This window comes from Brevibacillus sp. RS1.1 (assembly GCF_013284365.1).
In the GTDB taxonomy this organism is placed as follows: Bacteria; Bacillota; Bacilli; order Brevibacillales; family Brevibacillaceae; genus Brevibacillus; species Brevibacillus brevis_D.
This window is the reverse complement of the sequence record NZ_JABSVA010000001.1, coordinates 574,870-593,199: the sequence shown is the minus strand read 5'-3', so window position 1 is coordinate 593,199 and position 18,330 is coordinate 574,870. Positions and strand designations below refer to the sequence as shown.

Annotated in this window: 20 protein-coding genes; all 20 read left to right on the top strand. The window is 45.7% G+C overall.

The features are described from left to right. Positions 1 to 8: 8 nt before the first annotated feature. The 20 genes from topA (at position 9) to HP570_RS02500 (ending at position 18,312) form a co-directional block, all read left to right on the top strand. Positions 9 to 2,087: a type I DNA topoisomerase gene (gene topA / locus HP570_RS02595; protein ID WP_173624805.1), complete on the top strand. Its 2,079-nt coding sequence runs from the start codon at positions 9 to 11 to the stop codon at positions 2,085 to 2,087. Positions 2,088 to 2,126: 39 nt separating this feature from the next. Further along, on the top strand, positions 2,127 to 3,440 hold the full coding sequence (trmFO, locus tag HP570_RS02590; protein WP_015891766.1) for an FADH(2)-oxidizing methylenetetrahydrofolate--tRNA-(uracil(54)-C(5))-methyltransferase TrmFO: 1,314 nt from the start codon (positions 2,127 to 2,129) through the stop codon (positions 3,438 to 3,440). A 61-nt stretch (positions 3,441 to 3,501) separates the two neighbouring features. Continuing rightward, positions 3,502 to 4,446, top strand: a complete 945-nt coding sequence (xerC, locus tag HP570_RS02585; RefSeq protein ID WP_015891765.1) for a tyrosine recombinase XerC — start codon at positions 3,502 to 3,504, stop codon at positions 4,444 to 4,446. Positions 4,447 to 4,461: 15 nt separating this feature from the next. Continuing rightward, positions 4,462 to 5,004: an ATP-dependent protease subunit HslV gene (hslV, locus tag HP570_RS02580; protein WP_015891764.1), complete on the top strand. Its 543-nt coding sequence runs from the start codon at positions 4,462 to 4,464 to the stop codon at positions 5,002 to 5,004. A 20-nt stretch (positions 5,005 to 5,024) separates the two neighbouring features. After that, entirely contained in the window at positions 5,025 to 6,422 is a 1,398-nt protein-coding gene (gene hslU, locus HP570_RS02575; RefSeq protein ID WP_269446203.1) for an ATP-dependent protease ATPase subunit HslU, read from the top strand. 39 nt (positions 6,423 to 6,461) lie between these two features. Next, the gene (gene codY / locus HP570_RS02570; RefSeq protein ID WP_015891762.1) at positions 6,462 to 7,241 is read left to right on the top strand and encodes a GTP-sensing pleiotropic transcriptional regulator CodY; all 780 of its coding nucleotides are present in this window, start codon (positions 6,462 to 6,464) and stop codon (positions 7,239 to 7,241) included. Between the two features lie 372 nt (positions 7,242 to 7,613). After that, positions 7,614 to 8,027, top strand: coding sequence for a flagellar basal body rod protein FlgB (gene flgB, locus HP570_RS02565; protein WP_173624804.1), 414 nt, complete (start codon positions 7,614 to 7,616; stop codon positions 8,025 to 8,027). A gap of 2 nt (positions 8,028 to 8,029) precedes the next feature. Then, complete coding sequence (flgC, locus tag HP570_RS02560; RefSeq protein WP_173624803.1) at positions 8,030 to 8,488, top strand: flagellar basal body rod protein FlgC; 459 nt, start codon at positions 8,030 to 8,032, stop codon at positions 8,486 to 8,488. A gap of 18 nt (positions 8,489 to 8,506) precedes the next feature. After that, positions 8,507 to 8,803, top strand: a complete 297-nt coding sequence (gene fliE, locus HP570_RS02555; protein ID WP_173624802.1) for a flagellar hook-basal body complex protein FliE — start codon at positions 8,507 to 8,509, stop codon at positions 8,801 to 8,803. A 30-nt stretch (positions 8,804 to 8,833) separates the two neighbouring features. Further along, entirely contained in the window at positions 8,834 to 10,423 is a 1,590-nt protein-coding gene (fliF, locus tag HP570_RS02550; RefSeq protein WP_173624801.1) for a flagellar basal-body MS-ring/collar protein FliF, read from the top strand. A 12-nt stretch (positions 10,424 to 10,435) separates the two neighbouring features. Further along, positions 10,436 to 11,449 (top strand): flagellar motor switch protein FliG, encoded by a 1,014-nt coding sequence (fliG, locus tag HP570_RS02545; RefSeq protein WP_007719331.1) that lies wholly within the window; start codon positions 10,436 to 10,438, stop codon positions 11,447 to 11,449. Beyond that, complete coding sequence (fliH, locus tag HP570_RS02540; protein ID WP_173624800.1) at positions 11,433 to 12,251, top strand: flagellar assembly protein FliH; 819 nt, start codon at positions 11,433 to 11,435, stop codon at positions 12,249 to 12,251. Before fliG ends, fliH begins: the two co-directional genes overlap by 17 nt. After that, on the top strand, positions 12,248 to 13,567 hold the full coding sequence (gene fliI / locus HP570_RS02535) for a flagellar protein export ATPase FliI (RefSeq protein ID WP_173624799.1): 1,320 nt from the start codon (positions 12,248 to 12,250) through the stop codon (positions 13,565 to 13,567). The genes fliH and fliI overlap by 4 nt, the downstream gene beginning before the upstream one ends. 1 nt (position 13,568) lies before the next feature. Continuing rightward, a complete protein-coding gene (gene fliJ / locus HP570_RS02530; RefSeq protein ID WP_173624798.1) occupies positions 13,569 to 14,015 on the top strand; it encodes a flagellar export protein FliJ in 447 nt (148 codons plus the stop codon). A 12-nt stretch (positions 14,016 to 14,027) separates the two neighbouring features. Next, a complete protein-coding gene (locus HP570_RS02525; RefSeq protein WP_173624797.1) occupies positions 14,028 to 14,930 on the top strand; it encodes a MotE family protein in 903 nt (300 codons plus the stop codon). 61 nt (positions 14,931 to 14,991) lie between these two features. Next, on the top strand, positions 14,992 to 16,215 hold the full coding sequence (locus HP570_RS02520; protein WP_173624796.1) for a flagellar hook-length control protein FliK: 1,224 nt from the start codon (positions 14,992 to 14,994) through the stop codon (positions 16,213 to 16,215). A gap of 23 nt (positions 16,216 to 16,238) precedes the next feature. After that, positions 16,239 to 16,634, top strand: a complete 396-nt coding sequence (locus HP570_RS02515; RefSeq protein ID WP_173624795.1) for a TIGR02530 family flagellar biosynthesis protein — start codon at positions 16,239 to 16,241, stop codon at positions 16,632 to 16,634. A 100-nt stretch (positions 16,635 to 16,734) separates the two neighbouring features. Then, the gene (gene flgG, locus HP570_RS02510) at positions 16,735 to 17,550 is read left to right on the top strand and encodes a flagellar basal body rod protein FlgG (protein ID WP_173624794.1); all 816 of its coding nucleotides are present in this window, start codon (positions 16,735 to 16,737) and stop codon (positions 17,548 to 17,550) included. 69 nt (positions 17,551 to 17,619) lie between these two features. After that, positions 17,620 to 17,841 carry a flagellar FlbD family protein gene (locus HP570_RS02505; RefSeq protein ID WP_015891749.1) on the top strand — a complete coding sequence of 74 codons (222 nt, stop codon included), beginning with the start codon at positions 17,620 to 17,622 and terminating at the stop codon, positions 17,839 to 17,841. Positions 17,842 to 17,856: 15 nt separating this feature from the next. Further along, complete coding sequence (locus tag HP570_RS02500; protein WP_173624793.1) at positions 17,857 to 18,312, top strand: flagellar basal body-associated FliL family protein; 456 nt, start codon at positions 17,857 to 17,859, stop codon at positions 18,310 to 18,312. Positions 18,313 to 18,330: the final 18 nt, after the last annotated feature.

The window sequence follows — 18,330 nt, the reverse complement described above, 5'->3', positions numbered from 1 at the left end:
GGAAAAAAATGGCTGATACGCTAGTAATCGTAGAATCCCCTACGAAGGCCAAAACCATTGGAAAATACCTGGGTAGTAAATATATCGTGAAAGCGTCTATCGGACATGTACGCGATTTGCCGAAAAGTCAAATGGGTGTAGACGTTACACATAATTTTGAACCCAAATACATAACCATTCGCGGCAAAGGCGATGTATTGAAGGGCTTAAAAGATGCCGCTAAAAAAGTAAAAAAAGTGTATCTCGCAGCCGACCCGGATCGCGAAGGGGAGGCAATTGCTTGGCATTTGGCGCAATACTTGGGTCTCGATATGAATCAGCCGCTTCGTGTGGTATTTAATGAGATTACCAAAGATGCCATTAAAGAAGCGTTCAAGCATCCACGACACATAAACATGGACTTGGTAAATGCTCAACAGGCACGTCGTATTCTCGACAGACTCGTTGGCTACAATATTAGTCCAATTCTATGGAAAAAGGTTCGAAAAGGCTTGAGTGCTGGACGTGTTCAATCAGTTGCGGTAAAGCTTATCATGGATCGTGAGCGGGAGATCCAAGAGTTTATCCCGGAAGAGTATTGGACAATTGCAAGTACATTAATGAGCGACGGAAAAGAAATTAACGCGAAGTTCTATGGTTATGGCGATGAAAAGGTGGAGCTTCATTCGGAAGATGATGTAGCAGCGGTATTGAAACGAATGAAGAACAAACCATATGTGGTACAAAAGGTAACCAAGCGTGAGCGCAAGCGCAATCCTGCACCTCCTTTTATCACGAGTTCTTTACAGCAAGAGGCAGCGCGTAAGCTGAACTTCCGCACTTCTAAGACCATGCGAATTGCTCAAGAGCTCTATGAGGGGATCGACGTTGGCAATAAAGAAGGCGCAGTTGGTTTGATTACCTATATGCGTACGGACTCTACTCGCCTGTCTGTAACTGCACAGAACGAAGCAAAGGAATACATACTCGAGAAATACGGTCCAGACTATGTGTTATCTGAGCCACGCAATCAGGCGAAAAACGAAAATGCTCAAGATGCTCACGAAGCAATCCGTCCAACTGGTGTGATGCGTACACCCGATGAAATCAAGGAATACTTGTCAAGAGATCAGTTGCGTTTGTATCGATTAATCTGGGAGCGTTTCCTTGCCAGTCAAATGTCATCTGCTGTTCTTGATACGATGAGCGTAGATATTGACGCAGGTGGAGTTACCTTTAGAGCAACGGGATCAAAAGTGAAGTTCCCTGGATTTATGAAGGTATATATTGAAGGAAACGATGATGGCACTGAGGAAGAAAGCTTCCTTCCGCCCATTGAAGAAGGACAAATCCTCGATCAGAAAGAAATCGAGCCGAGTCAGCACTTTACACAGCCACCACCACGATTCTCCGAAGCGCGCATGCTCAAATCGATGGAAGAGATGGGGATTGGACGTCCATCTACCTATGCGCCTACATTAGAAACCATTCAAAAGCGGGGCTACGTGGCATTAGAAGAGAAGCGATTTGTCCCAACCGAGTTGGGCGAGATTGTGATCACACTTGTTGAGGAGTTCTTCCCGGAGATTCTCAACGTAGAATTCACTGCGCATATGGAATCGGGCTTGGATAACATCGAAGCAGGAATCACCAATTGGGTGCAGGTGCTGGACGATTTTTATCAAGACTTTGCGAAGCGCGTAGTTGTTGCAGAAGAAGAAATGAAGGAAGTAGAGCTGAAAGTTGAAGAATCGGATGAAACATGTGAGCTTTGTGGCCGTGTGATGGTTTATAAGCTTGGTCGATTTGGCAAGTTTTTAGCTTGTTCGGGATTCCCGGATTGCCGTAATACGAAGCCGATTGTAAAAGAAATCGGCGTAAAATGTCCGCAGTGTGAAACCGGAGAGATTATCGAACGTAAATCTAAAAAGAGCCGTATTTTTTACGGTTGCAATCAATATCCGGAATGTGATTTTGTATCGTGGGACAAACCGATTGCCAGACCTTGTCCAAAATGCTCCAGCATGCTCGTGGAGAAAAAACGCAAGAAGCAAGGAGTTAGCATAGTTTGCACCAAGTGTGATTATCAAGAAGAGGCAGACTCCTAAGCAGCCTGATTCGATTTTGTAGTTTGGAGGATTAACAGCATGTCACAACCAACAATTACAGTAGTGGGCGCTGGTCTCGCTGGTAGTGAGGCAGCATGGCAAATCGCGCAGGCGGGTGTAAAAGTTAAGCTGTATGAAATGAGACCGAAGACACAAACGCCTGCACATCATACCGATAAATTTGCAGAGTTGGTATGCAGTAATTCATTGCGTGCTAACACGTTGACGAATGCAGTGGGTGTATTAAAGGAAGAAATGCGTCGGCTGAACTCTGTCATTATCGATTCGGCAGATCGTTGCGCGGTTCCAGCTGGAGGCGCGCTTGCCGTAGACAGACACGAATTCGCTGCTCATGTTACAGATGCTGTTCGTAATCATCCCTTAGTTGAGGTCGTTTCGGAAGAGATTACCGAAATTCCTGATGGGATTGTCGTAATTGCCACCGGGCCACTTACTTCTCCAGCTTTGTCTACAAAGTTAAAAGAGCTGACGGGTGAAGAATATCTGTACTTCTATGATGCAGCAGCACCCATTATCGAGAAAGACTCGATCGATATGAACAAGGTATTCGTTGCTTCCAGATATGATAAAGGTGAAGCAGCCTACCTGAACTGCCCGATGACAGAAGAGGAGTTCAATCGCTTCTATGATGCGTTGATCTCTGCGGAAACTGTTCCATTGAAGGAGTTTGAAAAGGAGATCTTCTTCGAAGGCTGCATGCCGATTGAAGTATTGGCAAAGCGTGGGCACAAAACCATGACATTTGGTCCTATGAAGCCTGTGGGTCTGGTTGATCCACGGACAGGTAAAAAGTCCTATGCGGTTGTTCAACTTCGCCAGGACAACAGTGCTGCGACATTGTATAACATCGTAGGCTTCCAGACCCATCTGAAATGGCCGGATCAAAAAAGAGTCTTTTCACTCATTCCTGGGTTGGAAAACTGTGAAATCGTTCGTTATGGTGTCATGCACCGAAACACCTTTATCAATTCGCCAAAGCTTTTGAAGCCTACGTATCAGTATAAAGATCGGGAAACACTTTTCTTTGCTGGTCAAATGACTGGTGTAGAAGGATATGTAGAGTCAGCAGCATCTGGCTTGCTTGCGGGGATAAATGCAGCACGACTCGCAAAAGGGGAAGAATTGATCGAGCTTCCACCAGAAACAATTATGGGCAGTATGGCTCGTTATATTACAACGGCAGATCCAAAGCATTTTCAACCGATGAACGCAAACTTCGGGCTTGTACCGGAATGGCCAGAAAGAATCCGAGACAAGCGTTTGAAAAATGAAAAGCTCGCTGAGCGGGCGCTAGATACAATTCAGAATTTTACACAAGAACGACACAATTAACATTGATATCCGATTTTCGTCTGTGTTACTATATAGGTGCTTCGAGGAGGGTGCATCCCGTATGGACTTTTCGCAACAAAATTCTGCGGATATTGAGATGTTTACCCGCTATTTGCGAGTTGAAAAAAACGCCTCTCCTCATACGGTGAAGCAGTATGTGGCAGATATCAGCGAATTTGTCTCCTTTATGGAACAGCACCAAATCACCGTATTTGCTGCTGTTTCTTATTTGCATGGTCGCTCCTTTCTCGCGCAATTGGCTGGTAGGGGGCTTTCCCGGCGAAGTATTGCCCGCAAGCTATCTAGTTTGCGTAGCTTGTACCGATTTCTGTTGCGTGAAGGTCAACTGGAACAGAACCCATTTCAACTAGTCTCCACTCCCAAAATGGAGAAGAAACTTCCTTCCTTTTTATATCCGCAAGAAGTTCAAGCTTTTTTCGATCTGCCTGATACAACCACTCCATTAGGAATTCGTGATCGGCTGATTTTTGAACTGTTGTATGCAAGCGGCATGCGTGTTACGGAGCTCACCACTTTATCTGTGAGTGATGTGAATCCGAGCATGGGAGTCGCCTTGGTTTATGGAAAAGGAGCGAAAGAACGATATGTGCCGGTTGGAAGTTATGCCTGCGACGTTCTTCGGCAATACCTAGAACATGGAAGAGAAAAACTGTTGGCAGGAAAAGTAGAACACGGCAATTTGCTGGTTAACTATCGGGGAGAACCGTTATCCGACCGTAGTGTTCGACGGATTGTAGACAAATACGTAGATACGTACGCTCTTCAATTGCGGGTTTCACCACATACCTTTCGTCATACGTTTGCAACCCATATGTTGAATGGTGGCGCGGATCTGCGTACCGTGCAAGAATTACTGGGGCACGTTAATGTTTCGACGACACAGGTGTACACGCATGTGACCAAAGAGCGACTTCGGCATGTATATGACACAGCTCACCCACGAGCAAACCCGGGCAATACAGGTTCCGCCAATCGGACGACATAACGGGAGGAATCAGTGATGGAACAGTTTCACGCAACAACCATATTTGCTGTACAGCACAATGGGTCTGTAGCGATGGCCGGAGATGGTCAGGTTACTTTTGGCAACAGCATGGTAATGAAGCACGGTGCCAAAAAAGTAAGACGTCTATATCGTGGCGAAGTTTTAGCAGGATTCGCCGGCTCTGTTGCTGATGCCATTACGCTTTTTGAGAAGTTTGAAGGAAAGCTGGAGGAGTATCACGGCAATCTGCAGCGAGCTGCTGTAGAGCTGGCGAAAGAGTGGCGCATGGATAAAATTTTGCGTCGTTTGGAAGCTATGATGATTGTTGCCAATAAGGAGCATTTGCTGCTTATTTCCGGAAATGGCGAAATCATTGAGCCTGATGATGGGATTCTTGCAATTGGTTCTGGCGGTAGCTTTGCCCTTGCAGCAGGTCGTGCACTGAAAACATATGCGCCTCATCTCGGCGCACGTGAAATTGCGGAAGCATCGCTTCGTACCGCTGCTGAAATTTGCGTGTTCACAAATAACAATCTTGTTGTGGATGAGTTGAATTGAGCGAAAGGGAGGAACCTACTGTGCTGAATCTTGAGCAATTAACCCCGCGTACGATCGTAGAGCATTTGGATAAATACATTGTCGGGCAGGCACAAGCCAAGAAAGCCATTGCTGTTGCGCTTCGCAACCGCTACCGCCGAAGTCGCTTGCCGGAGCAAATGATTGACGAGGTTGTTCCAAAAAACATCTTGATGATCGGACCTACTGGTGTTGGGAAAACGGAAATTGCACGTCGGATTGCAAAACTGACAGGTGCTCCTTTTATTAAGGTAGAAGCAACGAAGTTTACGGAAGTCGGTTATGTAGGACGAGATGTGGAATCGATGGTCCGTGATCTGGTGGAAGCTTCTATCCGTACGGTCAAACAGGAAAAAGTAGAGTCGGTGAAAGAGAAAGCCGAAAAGCTTGCGAATGAAGCGATTGTGAACGTACTTGTTCCATCTCGCAAGCAGTCGAACTCATTCAAAAATCCGTTGGAGATGTTCTTTGGTGGACAGCAGCAACAGCAACAGGATACCACTGATCAAGAAGAAGTATCGATTGAGCAGCAACGCAGACAAGTCATGTGGCAATTGACGAATGGCCAGTTAGAAGAGCAAATGATTGAGATTGAAGTCGAAGATCAATCACCTTCGATGTTTGACATGTTCCAGGTTCCGGGTACAGAACAAATGGGGATGCAAATGCAAGATATGCTCGGTAGCCTGATGCCTAAGCGGATGAAGAAACGAAAATTGCGAATAAAAGATGCGCGAAAGGTATTAATTCAGCAGGAAGCGCAAAAACTGGTGGATATGGACGAAGTTACGCAGGAGTCAATTCGTCGAGCTGAACAACACGGGATTATCTTCATTGACGAAATTGACAAGATTGCGGGTAAGGATGGGCGTGGCCCGGATGTATCCCGTGAAGGAGTCCAGCGTGATATTTTACCCATTGTGGAAGGCTCAACTGTCATGACCAAGTATGGTCCAGTCAAAACAGATTATGTTCTGTTTATTGCAGCTGGTGCTTTTCACATGGCAAAACCATCGGATTTGATTCCAGAATTGCAAGGTCGCTTTCCGATTCGGGTGGAGCTGACTAGCTTGCGTGTTGAAGATTTTGTCCGAATTTTGACAGAGCCTAAAAACGCGTTGCTTAAGCAGTACGTAGCCCTCTTGGAAACGGAAGGTGTGCAAGTTGAATTTACACCGGAAGCCATTCAGGAACTCGCTCGTCTCGCTGCTGAGGTCAATCAGAGCACAGATAACATTGGTGCTAGACGATTGCACACTATATTGGAGAAGCTACTGGAGGATCTCTCTTTTGAAGCCCCAGAAATCCACCTGGAAGTTGTACAGATTACCCCCGATTATGTTAAACAGAAATTAGGAACAATCGTGGGAAACAAAGACTTGAGTCAATATATTTTATAACATTGGATAGGCAGCACATATAATTAGGAGGAAATACAGATGGATCTACTGTCAAAAACACGAAGAATTAACCGCATGTTGCAAAAATCCGCGGGTCATGCCGTGAACTTCAATGAAATGTCCCAAGTTTTGAGTGACGTTATTGAAGCAAATACTTATGTTGTAAGCCGCAAAGGAAAACTTCTCGGCTTTGCTATTCACCAAGAGATGGATAACAGCCGTATGCGCAAAATGCTGGAAGATCGTCGTTTTCCAGAAGAGTACAGCATGGGGTTACTGAAAGTAGATGAAACATCTGCGAACCTGGATGTAGATAGCCCATACACGATTTTCCCTGTTGAAATGAAAGAAGTATTCCGTACAGGTTGGACCACGCTTGTTCCAATCATGGGTGGAGGAGATCGTCTTGGTACGCTGATTTTGGGTCGTATTAACGATCAATTTGTCGATGACGACCTGATTCTTGCAGAAGTAGGGGCAACGGTAGTAGGCATGGAAATCTTGCGTGAGCGTTCTGAAGCAATCGAAGAAGAAGCGCGTAGCAAAGCGGTTGTACAAATGGCGATTGGTTCCCTCTCTTATAGTGAGTTGGAAGCAGTTGAACATATTTTTGAAGAGCTTGAAGGCAAAGAAGGCTTACTTGTTGCCTCCAAAATTGCGGATCGCGTAGGAATTACTCGCTCCGTCATTGTAAACGCACTGCGCAAGCTGGAGAGTGCGGGTGTTATCGAATCCCGTTCCTTGGGAATGAAAGGTACCTTCATTAAGGTGCTGAATGAAAAGCTGTTGCCTGAGCTGGAGAAGCTCAAAACCTCGTAATATACCTTGCGAAAAGTTACAAGAAAGTAAACAAAAGGTGTAGCAACTCAGGTTGCTGCACCTTTTCTCATGGGACTATAGTCCTAGCAAAAGTAAAAAACGACACATTATTACCATAAAATATATATTGATTTTTAATGCATGCCGCAACATTTGCGATGGTTTGAATATGGTTTCCTTGTAAAATGCAGTAAAAAAACAGGAAGGATAAGGGATTTAGTCCCATTGAATCATTTTGAAAAACGTCATGAAAAGGGGCTTTTTTGTCCAAATTGATTTTGCTATGATTGAATCGTATTAGGGTGTCGAAATTACAGGAAATATAGGTGGTTTTAGGGAAAAGAATTGACTCATATTGGGGGAGAAGGAAAAATGCTGGATAGTTACCATCTGCAGGTCCTGGAGAGATCACTCGACGCTGCAACATTGCGACATAGAACGATCGCCAACAACCTTGCCAACATAGACACCCCTCAATTCAAAAGTCAGCAAGTCATCTTCGAGAGCTTTCTGCAAGATGAGTTGAACGCAAGACCGGGGAATGGCAAGTTAGAAGCGTATCGGACTAACCAACGACACATTCCGTTTGGAAATGCAGGGGGAGTTGCAGTACCACAGGTTGTGTCCAATCCGAATAACTTCATTCAGAACAGTGGCAATGATGTTGACTTGGAAACAGAAACAACAGAATTGGCCAAAAACCAAATTTGGTACAGTGGTTTAACACAATTGACAGCAGGACATTTTCAAAAACTGCGCAGTGTAATTGAGGGTGGAGGTAAATAAAGATGAGCTTGTTTCAGGGAATTAACACAAGTGCTTCTGCCTTAACAGCTAACCGCTTGCGATTGGATACGATTTCTTCCAATATTGCGAATGCGGAAACCACTCGAGCAAACTTCGTAGATGGGGCCTGGCAGCCATATCGCAGGAAAATGGTGGAGTTGTCACCTCAAACAAATGGAACATTTGATAACTTCCTGCAAGCAGCCGTAGGGACGGTCTCGGGAAGTCAGGGTGGACAAGGTGTGAAGGTCACAGCGATTCAAGAAGACAATACTCCGTTTAAGCGAGTATATGATCCATCTCATCCAGATGCAGATCAAGACGGATATCTCTTGATGCCGAATGTCGACCCGATGAAAGAGATGGTGGACTTAATCTCCGCATCAAGATCATACGAAGCCAATGTGACAGCACTGAACGCTTCCAAAGCGATGATGCTAAAAGCATTGGAAATTAAGTAAAGCGGGTGACAGTAAGGAATGGAAATGAGTGCAATCTCCCAACTAACGCCAATTCGTACACCGAGCGTGAACAAGCCAACCCCAGCTGAAGTCTCCCAAGAATTCTCATCGTTTCTATCGGATGCCATGGGTAAAGTGAATCAGGCGCAAGTAGAATCGTCGAATCTTGCCGACAAGTTTGCAGCGGGAGAAATTACCGACGTGCACCAATTGACTGTTGCAGGTCAAAAAGCTTCCGTGATGCTACAAATGACTATGCAGGTCAGGAACAAGATGATTGAGTCTTATCAAGAAATCATGCGCATGTCGATTTGATCGTTGTTGGTATCCTTTGAGAGGTGAAACATGAACGAACGTTTAGCAGTATACAAAGACCGGTTTACGTCAAAATGGAACCAGTTCTCCAAGAAACAAAAATGGATGATTCTCGGTATTTCGCTTTTCCTCTTGATCTCTCTAGGCCTATACATATACATCGCTTCTCAGCCGGTGTACAAACCACTTTACAATCAAAAATTGAGTGAACAAGAAATCGGGACGATCAAGCAAGAGCTGGAAGCTTCACAAATCCCATACCAGATCACGGGGAATGGTACAAGTATCGAGGTTCCAGAAAAAATGGCACAGGATGTCATTGTCGATTTGGCTGCACAAGGTATTCCGAGTCAAGCAGGAATTAATGCGGAAATTTTCTCCAGTACCCTTGGAGTGACGGATCGCCAATTTGATGTCATGAAGAAAGAGGCATTGCAACAAGAGCTACGCAAGATGCTGGAACGTGTAAAAGGTGTACGATCAGCACAAGTGATGATTACGTTGCCGCAGGAAAGCGTTTGGGTAACGGAGACTCCAGATAAAGCGACGGCTTCTGTTATCGTGGATGTTGAACCTGGAACAACGCTTGATCAAAAGCAAATTAACTCGCTTTATCTGCTTGTTTCCCGAAGCGTTCCGAAATTGCCGATGGAAGCGATCGCGATTACAGACCAGTATTCCAATCCACTAGAACGTTCCGAAGGTAATGAAAGCGAAGGAACATTGAGTAGCTTTAAACAACAGGAAACAATCAAAGCAGATGTTGAAAAGAAAATTCAACAAAACCTGTACAACTTGTTGGGTACAATCATGGGACGCGATAAAGTCATCGTCCATACGTTCCTCAAAATGAACTTTGACAAAGAAAATCGCGTAGAGAACATCGTTGAGGCCCCTGACAAAGAGAATAACGAAGGACTTATCATTTCTTCTCAAAAATTATCAAAAGCCTTCTCTGGACAAGGTCAACCTCCAGGGGGAATTGCAGGAACCAATAACAATGCAGTTCCGAACTACCCGGGAGCTACCCCACAAGGAAGTAACAGTCAGTACGAAGAGTTGAATGATACGATTAACCGTGAAGTAAATCGCATCACACGAAATGTTACATCAAGTCCTTACAAGATCGAAGACATCACAATCAACGTTGGCGTAGAACCGCCAGCTGGTGGAACGTTGGATGCTGCTACTCTCGAGAGCATTAAACAAGTGTTGCGCAATGTTGTTCGTGTCACTTTAAGTGATCAGGTTACTGATTTATCGGATACTGAGTTGGACAAGCATATTTCTGTACTCCCTCGTCAGTTCTCAGGAAAAGCTGAGATTGAGGATTCCAGTGCGCTAAGTCCTGCTGTTCTTTGGACAGTTGGTGGTATTGCAGTCTTGGCACTTGCTGCTGTTGCCTTCCTCGTTTATCGCAGACGCAGTCAAGCGAAACAGCAACAAGAAGAAGAGGATTTGCCAGATTTGCTGACACCGTTAAACGCGGGCGAAATACCAGACTTGATTTACCAAGAAGATGGAGACCAGGTAGTGGTCAGAAAGCAACTTGAAAAATTGGCGCGAAGCAAACCAGATGAGTTTGTTGTTCTGCTTCGTACATGGTTAGCAGAAGATTAAGGAGTGAATGGTATGGCTCGCGGCGCTAAAGAGTTGTCAGGACGACAAAAAGCAGCTATCCTCCTCATCTCACTCGGGCCGGAAGTTTCTGCCCAGGTGTTCAAGCATTTGCGTGAGGATGAGATCGAGCAACTGACATTAGAAATCGCCAATGTGCGAAAAGTGGATACGGATGAAAAAGATAAAATTTTATCTGAATTTCACCAGATTGCAGTTGCCAAAGAGGTAATTGCACAAGGCGGGATTACATACGCCAAAGAAATCTTGCAAAAAGCTTTGGGTGAGACCAAAGCAATGGATATTATCAATCGATTGACAGCAAACCTTCAAGTTCGACCGTTTGACTTTGCTAGAAAAGCTGACCCAGGTCAAATCCTTAACTTTATCCAAAATGAGCATCCGCAGACGATTGCCTTGGTGCTTTCTTATCTGGAGGCTCAACAAGCAGCCATGATCCTGTCGGCTCTTCCGCAAGAACGTCAAGCAGAGGTTGCGAAACGAATTGCGACTATGGATAGTACTTCACCGGAAGTAATCGCTCAAGTTGAACAGGTATTGGAACAAAAGCTCTCTGCCACTGTTACCCAAGATTACACACAGGCAGGCGGGATCGAAGCGATCGTGGCTGTACTCAACGGTGTCGATCGTGGAACCGAACGCACGATTCTGGATTCCCTCGAAATTCAAGATCCAGAGCTGGCAGAAGAAATCAAGAAGCGTATGTTCGTCTTCGAAGATATTGCTACACTCGACAACCGTTCGATTCAGCGCGTTATCCGCGATGTGGAAAATGCCGATCTGCAACTTTCTCTCAAAGTATCCAGCGAAGAAGTTCGGGAAGTTATTTTCCGGAACATGTCCAAACGGATGGCGGATACCTTCAAAGAAGAAATGGAGTTTATGGGCCCAGTTCGACTTCGCGACGTCGAAGAGGCACAATCTCGTATCGTTGCAATTATCCGTCGCTTAGAGGAGGCTGGTGAGATCATCATCGCCCGCGGTGGAGGAGATGATATCATTGTCTAGGATTATCAAAAGCGCCAATTATCGGCCTTCTGAGGAATCTTTTCTCCTCTCGGTAACGCCTGTACCACTTAAGACGGAGGAAGTTGCTGAAAGGTTGCAAGAAAATCAAGAAATTTTTAATCAAGCTGAGATCGAGGCGAAAACGATCATCTCTGATGCGGAAGAAACCGCGCAAAACATCTTGCAGCAAGCTACGGAGCAAGCAGAGCAATTAAGACAAGAGACGCTTGCTCAGATGGATGAATGGTGGGAACAAAAGCGTCAGGAAGCTGCACAACTGTTTCAGCAAGTGCAAGAACAGGCTATGACGGAAGGGCAAGAGGCAGGTTTCGAAGTCGGTAAACGTGAGGCGTACGCGGAGCAAACAGATACACTCAGCCAAGCAAAAACCATCCTGGAACAGGCGTTTGCCGAGAAAAAACAAATTATCGCTGAGGCGGAGCCTTTTGTAGTGGAACTCAGCATAGAAATCGCTAAAAAAATCATTGGACAGGAATTGCAACAGCATCCCGAGCAAGTCCTGGAAATGACCAAAAAAGCACTCCGTCGCTCCCGTGTTCATGGCGAGATTACGGTGTGCGTCAACCATAAGTACTTCGATTATGTGCTCGAGCATCGTGCTGGCTTTCTGGAATTGTTAGATGGACAAGCTGAACTATCCATTTATCCTGACTATACCGTACAAGATGGTGGATGTGTTATCCGTACTGCCTTGGGAAGTGTCGATGCCCGCATCGATACACAAATGGAGGAGATTAAGCAGGCCCTGCTTACGATTGCCAGAGGAAGTGAAGCTCCATGAGCACCCTAGATCTCTCGAAATACAAGCACATGCTACATGGATTAGATCCGATGCGTGTGAATGGCAAAGTGACACAGGTTGTTGGACTCACCATTGAATCGCAAGGGCCGGAAGTGAAATTAGGCGAGATATGCCATCTATATCCGGCTAACACAAAGGAACCGATCATCGCAGAGGTCGTTGGCTTTCGCGAAAACAAAGTGCTGCTAATGCCATTAGGTGAATTGACCGAAATTGGTCCAGGTTGTGATGTGGTCGCGACAGGACGTTCGTTAGATGTAAAAGTTGGACCTGAAATATTGGGTTCGATCCTCGATGGACTGGGGCGCCCCTACCAAGGTTCACTGCCATTTGGGCTGACGTCCTATCCTACCAACAATATGCCGCCAAATCCTATCCTTCGACCGCGCATTCAAGAACCATTGAGTGTGGGAGTGAGAGCGATAGACGGTCTCCTTACCATCGGGAAAGGTCAGCGGGTAGGTATCTTCGCTGGATCAGGGGTAGGAAAAAGTACATTGATGGGAATGATTGCCCGAAATACTACGGCAGATATCAATGTGATTGGTCTCATTGGAGAACGCGGTCGTGAAGTCATGGAGTTTATCGAGCGGGATCTTGGGGAAGAAGGACTAAAGCGGTCTGTTGTTGTCGTGGCTACTTCCGATCAACCTGCCATGATTCGAATTAAGGGAGCGATGATTGCGACTTCCATAGCGGAATATTTCCGCGATCGTGGAATGAATGTCATGCTCATGATGGATTCCGTCACGCGCTTTGCGATGGCACAACGTGAGGTGGGCTTGGCAATCGGAGAACCGCCGGCTACGCGTGGTTATACGCCATCGGTGTTTGCGATGCTGCCAAAGCTGATGGAGCGTGCCGGAACAGCAGATAAGGGAAGTATTACTGCCTTTTATACCGTATTAGTTGATTCTGACGACATGAACGACCCAATTGCGGATGCGGCGCGGGGGATTTTGGACGGTCACATCGTTCTCGACCGGAAAATCGCTCATAAAGGTCACTTTCCTGCCATTGATGTGATGGCGAGCGTAAGTCGTGTCATGAATGAAATCGTCGATAGTAACCATTTGGATGCTGCTCGTCAGCTGAAAAAACATTTGGCTACGTTTCGTGAAGCGGAGGACCTCATAAATATTGGGGCGTATAAGCCGGGAAGCAATCGGGAAATCGATGCAGCCATTCGCTATCGTGATATCATTTCTGGTTTTACGGCACAAGGAACACACGAACCGTCTACTTTGCAGGGCGCTATCCAAGCGTTGACAGCTCATTTCGGAGGAGTGAACTAATGTGCGTGTGTTTCAGTTTCATCTCCAAAAAGTTCTTGATTTAAAGGAAAAAGAAAAAGAACAAGCAGAGTGGGCTTTCGGAAAGTCGATCCAGCGTAAAAACGAAGAAGAGTGGAAGCTTTCTCAACTAACTGAGCATCATGACGAGATGACGTTGAAGCTCCAGGAAGTACAGATGCAAACATGCAGTGCTGCGCAGCTCATTTCCATAACGCAATATCAGCAAACTGTTGCGAGATCCATTCAGAATCAGCAACGTACCTTGCATGGTTGTGAACAGGATGTGGAACGCTGTCAATCACGATTGACGGAACGTATGAAAGAATCCAAACTATGGCAACGCCTTCGGGAAAAGTCGTTCCACCAATTTCTGGACGACCAGAAGCAGAGAGAGCAAAAAGAGTTGGATGAGATCGGTACGCAGCTCTATCTTCGCCGAAGCTACTGAGGGAGGTTCCAAATGGAAGAAATCCAAGAAGAACGGGAATACGGCAGGTGGGAATGGTTCTTTTATATGATTGTCATTCCTGCACTGTTTGCCAGCCTCCTTGGCGGTGTGCTCCTGAGTTTGCTCGGAGTAAACGTGTTAGGAAATGTTCTCCACTGGGCTAACTCCATACCGTACGTGGAAAAATTAGTCCCAGACGAATATGCGACAGCTCCCGACTCAGAAGAACAACCTAATATGGACAAGCAAGTGGCAACCCTACAGCAAGATCATGCAAAAAACCAGCAGCAGATTACCGCTTTAAAAGAAGAGTCAGCAAAGAAAGACGCGACCATTGCGGCACTGGAAAAGCAACTCGATGATGTAAACCAGGCAATGGAAGACAAGCGTGCGACTGAGGAAGAACGTCAAAAGCAATTTACAGACTTGGCAAAAGTGTATACAACCATGTCTCCAAAGAATGCGGCAGCCATCATTGAAAATCTAAAACTGGAAGAGTCAGTTACCGTCATGACAAAAATGAAGCCTGCACAACAGGCAGACATTTTGGCCAAGATGGAACCGAAGAAAGCAGCCGATATTTCGATCTTATTAAAAGATTCAGTAGTGAACAAAGATGATGACATTGCGGCTTTGCAACAACGTGTTGATGTACTGACAAAGGCATTAAGCGATACGCGTGATGGTTCTGAATCTGCAGAGGATCTAAAAAAGACATTCGCACAAATGCCTCCAGCTGATGGAGCTGCTATCATTCGTTCACTGATGAAGACAAACCAGAGCCAAGCCATTGCCTTAATGAAAAATTTGCCTGTGGATAAACGGGCGCAAACTCTTTCTGCGATCGCCAATGATGACAAGAAAGAAGATGACAATCTGGCGGCTCGCATCACGACAGAGTTGCTTCGAAAATAGATGGAGTAATCATCTGTTTTCGTTTCTATAAGCAACAAATCAAAAAGAGGAGGTGAACGAGATGAATGTGGCCAATTTGACCCCTGCAGTAGGATCAGCAGGATCTGTAACAGCGACACCTGTAGCGAATGCGGAAGGAACTGGTTTAGGTCAATTGTTTTCCATGCAATTGATGCAAGTGATGGATCAGGTGGGGAACGCAGAAGAGACAACGGTTGCGTCCGAGGGTTTAAGTGAAGAGGATATGCAAGCATTAGCTGATCTCATGGCATTACTAGCCCAATTGCTTGGATCTGGTCAAGCTACGCAAGACGAATTACCGACTGATGCCCAGCAAAAATTTGCAGATGCGGTTGATCAGCTCTTGGGTAAAGCGCAAGGAGATGCTGGTCAAGTGAGTGAGGATTTAAAGCAGATTCTAGCTAACCTGAAAAAAGGGGAAGCAACTTCAGACGAACTGAATAAGCTGGCAGCTCTTCTCGAATCCCTGAAGAATCAAAAAGGAAATGCTGATGAGTCAAAAAGAAGTGCACTGAACCTGCGATCTGATGTGTTAGGAAACATGAACACAACCCAGCAGGACACGTTTAAGACGATTTCTTCACTCCGATTGAACCAAGGTCTCTCGGCTTACAAGCTGGAGGCAGGGATTCAGTCTCAAACTGTACAGCCTACCCTGCAAGCCGGCCTTTTGAATCAAGAGGGCGATGCTCAAGAGGGTCAGTTGAATGGAAATGGTCAGACACCAATTATTACTTCACCTAATACACAGACACAATCTGTCCAAACCTTTTCACAGCAGTCAGTACCAACACATCATGTGAACGCCAATCAACTGACACAGCAAGTCACGCAACTTTTCGTGTCCAAAATGCAGTTGACGCAAAATAATGGCATACATGAGGCAAGGCTGATTCTCAATCCACAAGCCCTGGGACAAGTAGATGTAACAATTACTTCCCAAAATGGTGTGATTACAGCACAGTTCCATGCCGAAACACAAGCTGGAAAAGAAATGCTGGACAATCAACTTCCACAGCTTCGAGCTGCCTTGGCACAACAAGGCTTGCAGGTTGATCGCTTGGAAGTAAACCAGCAGCAGGATACCACTTTTAACTTTCAACAGCAGCGTGAACAGGCACGACAACAACAAGAGAATCGACAACAGCAAGATAAAGACGAGCAAGAATTTGCTATCGATGCCCTAGTTGACAGCAATGAATCAACAGAAGTGCTATGGAATCGATTGCGGGAAACGGCTCGCGGCATTGACGACATCGTCTAGGATTGGATAAAGGAGGAAGTGTCATGACCCATTTTCGTGTGGGGCAACCCTATTTTCCTCCGAAAACGAATCACGTCGCAAAAGCTACTACCCAAACTGCTTCGGGAAGCAACAAGCTATTTCAGCAGTATTTGACGGAATCGATTGGAGCTACAACCAAGGCGGAGTCACTTAGCTTCAGTCAACATGCCGTCAATCGCTTGCAGGAGCGGGGCATTACACTAGAAAGACAGCAGATGGAGCGTTTGGAATCCGCTGTGCAAAAAGCAGCCGCCAAAGGCGCCAGAGAGTCTCTCATTATGATGGATAATGTGGCCTACGTCGTGAGCATCGTAAATCGGAAAATTATTACCGTCGTAGACGATGGCAGCATGAAGGATAACGTATTTACAAACATTGACAGTGCCGTCTTCGTGTAGGTGGCTGTTTACGGGCTGGACCTTCTTTTGAGGAAGCCCATTCGGCTACTGACTGACAGAAGTAGCCGCTGTAATTGAGAAGGTAAAGGAGGAAATAACAATGCTTCGCTCTATGTACTCAGGTATTTCAGGCTTGCGCGGTTTTCAAACTAAGCTGGATGTTATTGGTAACAATATCGCGAACGTAAACACCGTGGGCTTCAAAAAGGGTCGTGTTATGTTCCAAGATATTTTGAGCCAAAACGTTCAAGGGGCTGGGGCTTCAACAGATGATAAGGGAGGAACAAACCCGCTTCAAATTGGTCTGGGTTCATCTATTGCCTCCGTTGATACTGTATTTTCAACTGGTAGCCCGATGACAACAAACTTGCCAACAGATCTTTCCATTGAGGGAGACGCCTTTTTTATGGTGAGAGCAAGTGATGATTCACCTATCTACTACACACGTGCGGGTAATTTTACTCGTGACTCTCAGGGATTCTTGGTTAATCCACAGGGATACAAATTGCTAGATTCTGGTGGAACGCCAATTCAGATTGATCAGGAGGCTGGTGTCGTCTCCTATTCGATCGGGAAAGATGGTGTCATTACAACGGTTGACGATGCTGGGGAACTTACCTCAGATATTACGATTGGTGTCATGACTTTTAACAACCCTGGTGGCTTAAAGAAAATCGGAAACTCTCTTTATGAGAACACAGTTAATGCAGGTGCGAGAGCAGGAGCCCCTGATACTCCTGTCACTCCAGGAGATGCAAGTGTAAACATCATCGCAGGCCAACTGGAAATGTCCAACGTTGACCTTTCTGAAGAATTTACAGAAATGATCGTGGCACAACGCGGATTCCAAGCAAACTCTCGGATCATCACGACATCCGACACAGTACTGGAAGAACTGGTGAACCTGAAACGATAATTTCGTTTAACGGAAAAGCCGGGGAAGTGTTCTAAGCCTTCCCCAGCTTGATCCGGAAAGGAGCAGCCGATGATTAAGTTAACGCGGTTTAACGGTTCTACTTTTTATCTGAACATCACTCACATTGAAACTGTTGAAGGAACTCCGGATAGCGTAATTACGCTGTTCAACGACAGAAAGTACATCGTGAAGGATTCGGTGGAATCCATCGCTGAACGTGTTCAGGCTTTTTATCATAATGTTCCTCCGGCAACATCTGTACCGAAAATGCCGGGTGATTCAAATGAATAGCGGGAGGCATTAGCGATGTTTCAAAATCGATTGTTTAACATGGCTCTAATCATTATCATCGCGATATCGCTACTGGGAGTGATCTCGTTTGTTCTCTGGCAAACCTATCTCTCTCCAGCTGCGCAAACAGCTTCGACGGAAGAGCAAGAAGTGAAGCCACTCACGGCAGAGGAAATGAAAGAGTTCTCCGTTGACACTGGCGAAATTACTACGAACTTGCTAACGAATAATTACATGATCGTACGCTTTAGCATTACGGCTGACAGTACTGCTGCCAAAACAGAGTTGGAGCAGCGTTTGCCGCAAGTCAATCAGGTAATTATTAAAACATTGGCGGGGTTGACACCAGAAGACATAAAAGGAACTGAAGGTGTGAACAAGCTGGAAGCAAAAATTATGAATGAAATCAGCTCCCTGATGCAAGAGGGTAAGATTGTTCAAGTAGTGACAACCAAACGCGTCTTGTCGTAGGAAGCGATTATGGTATAC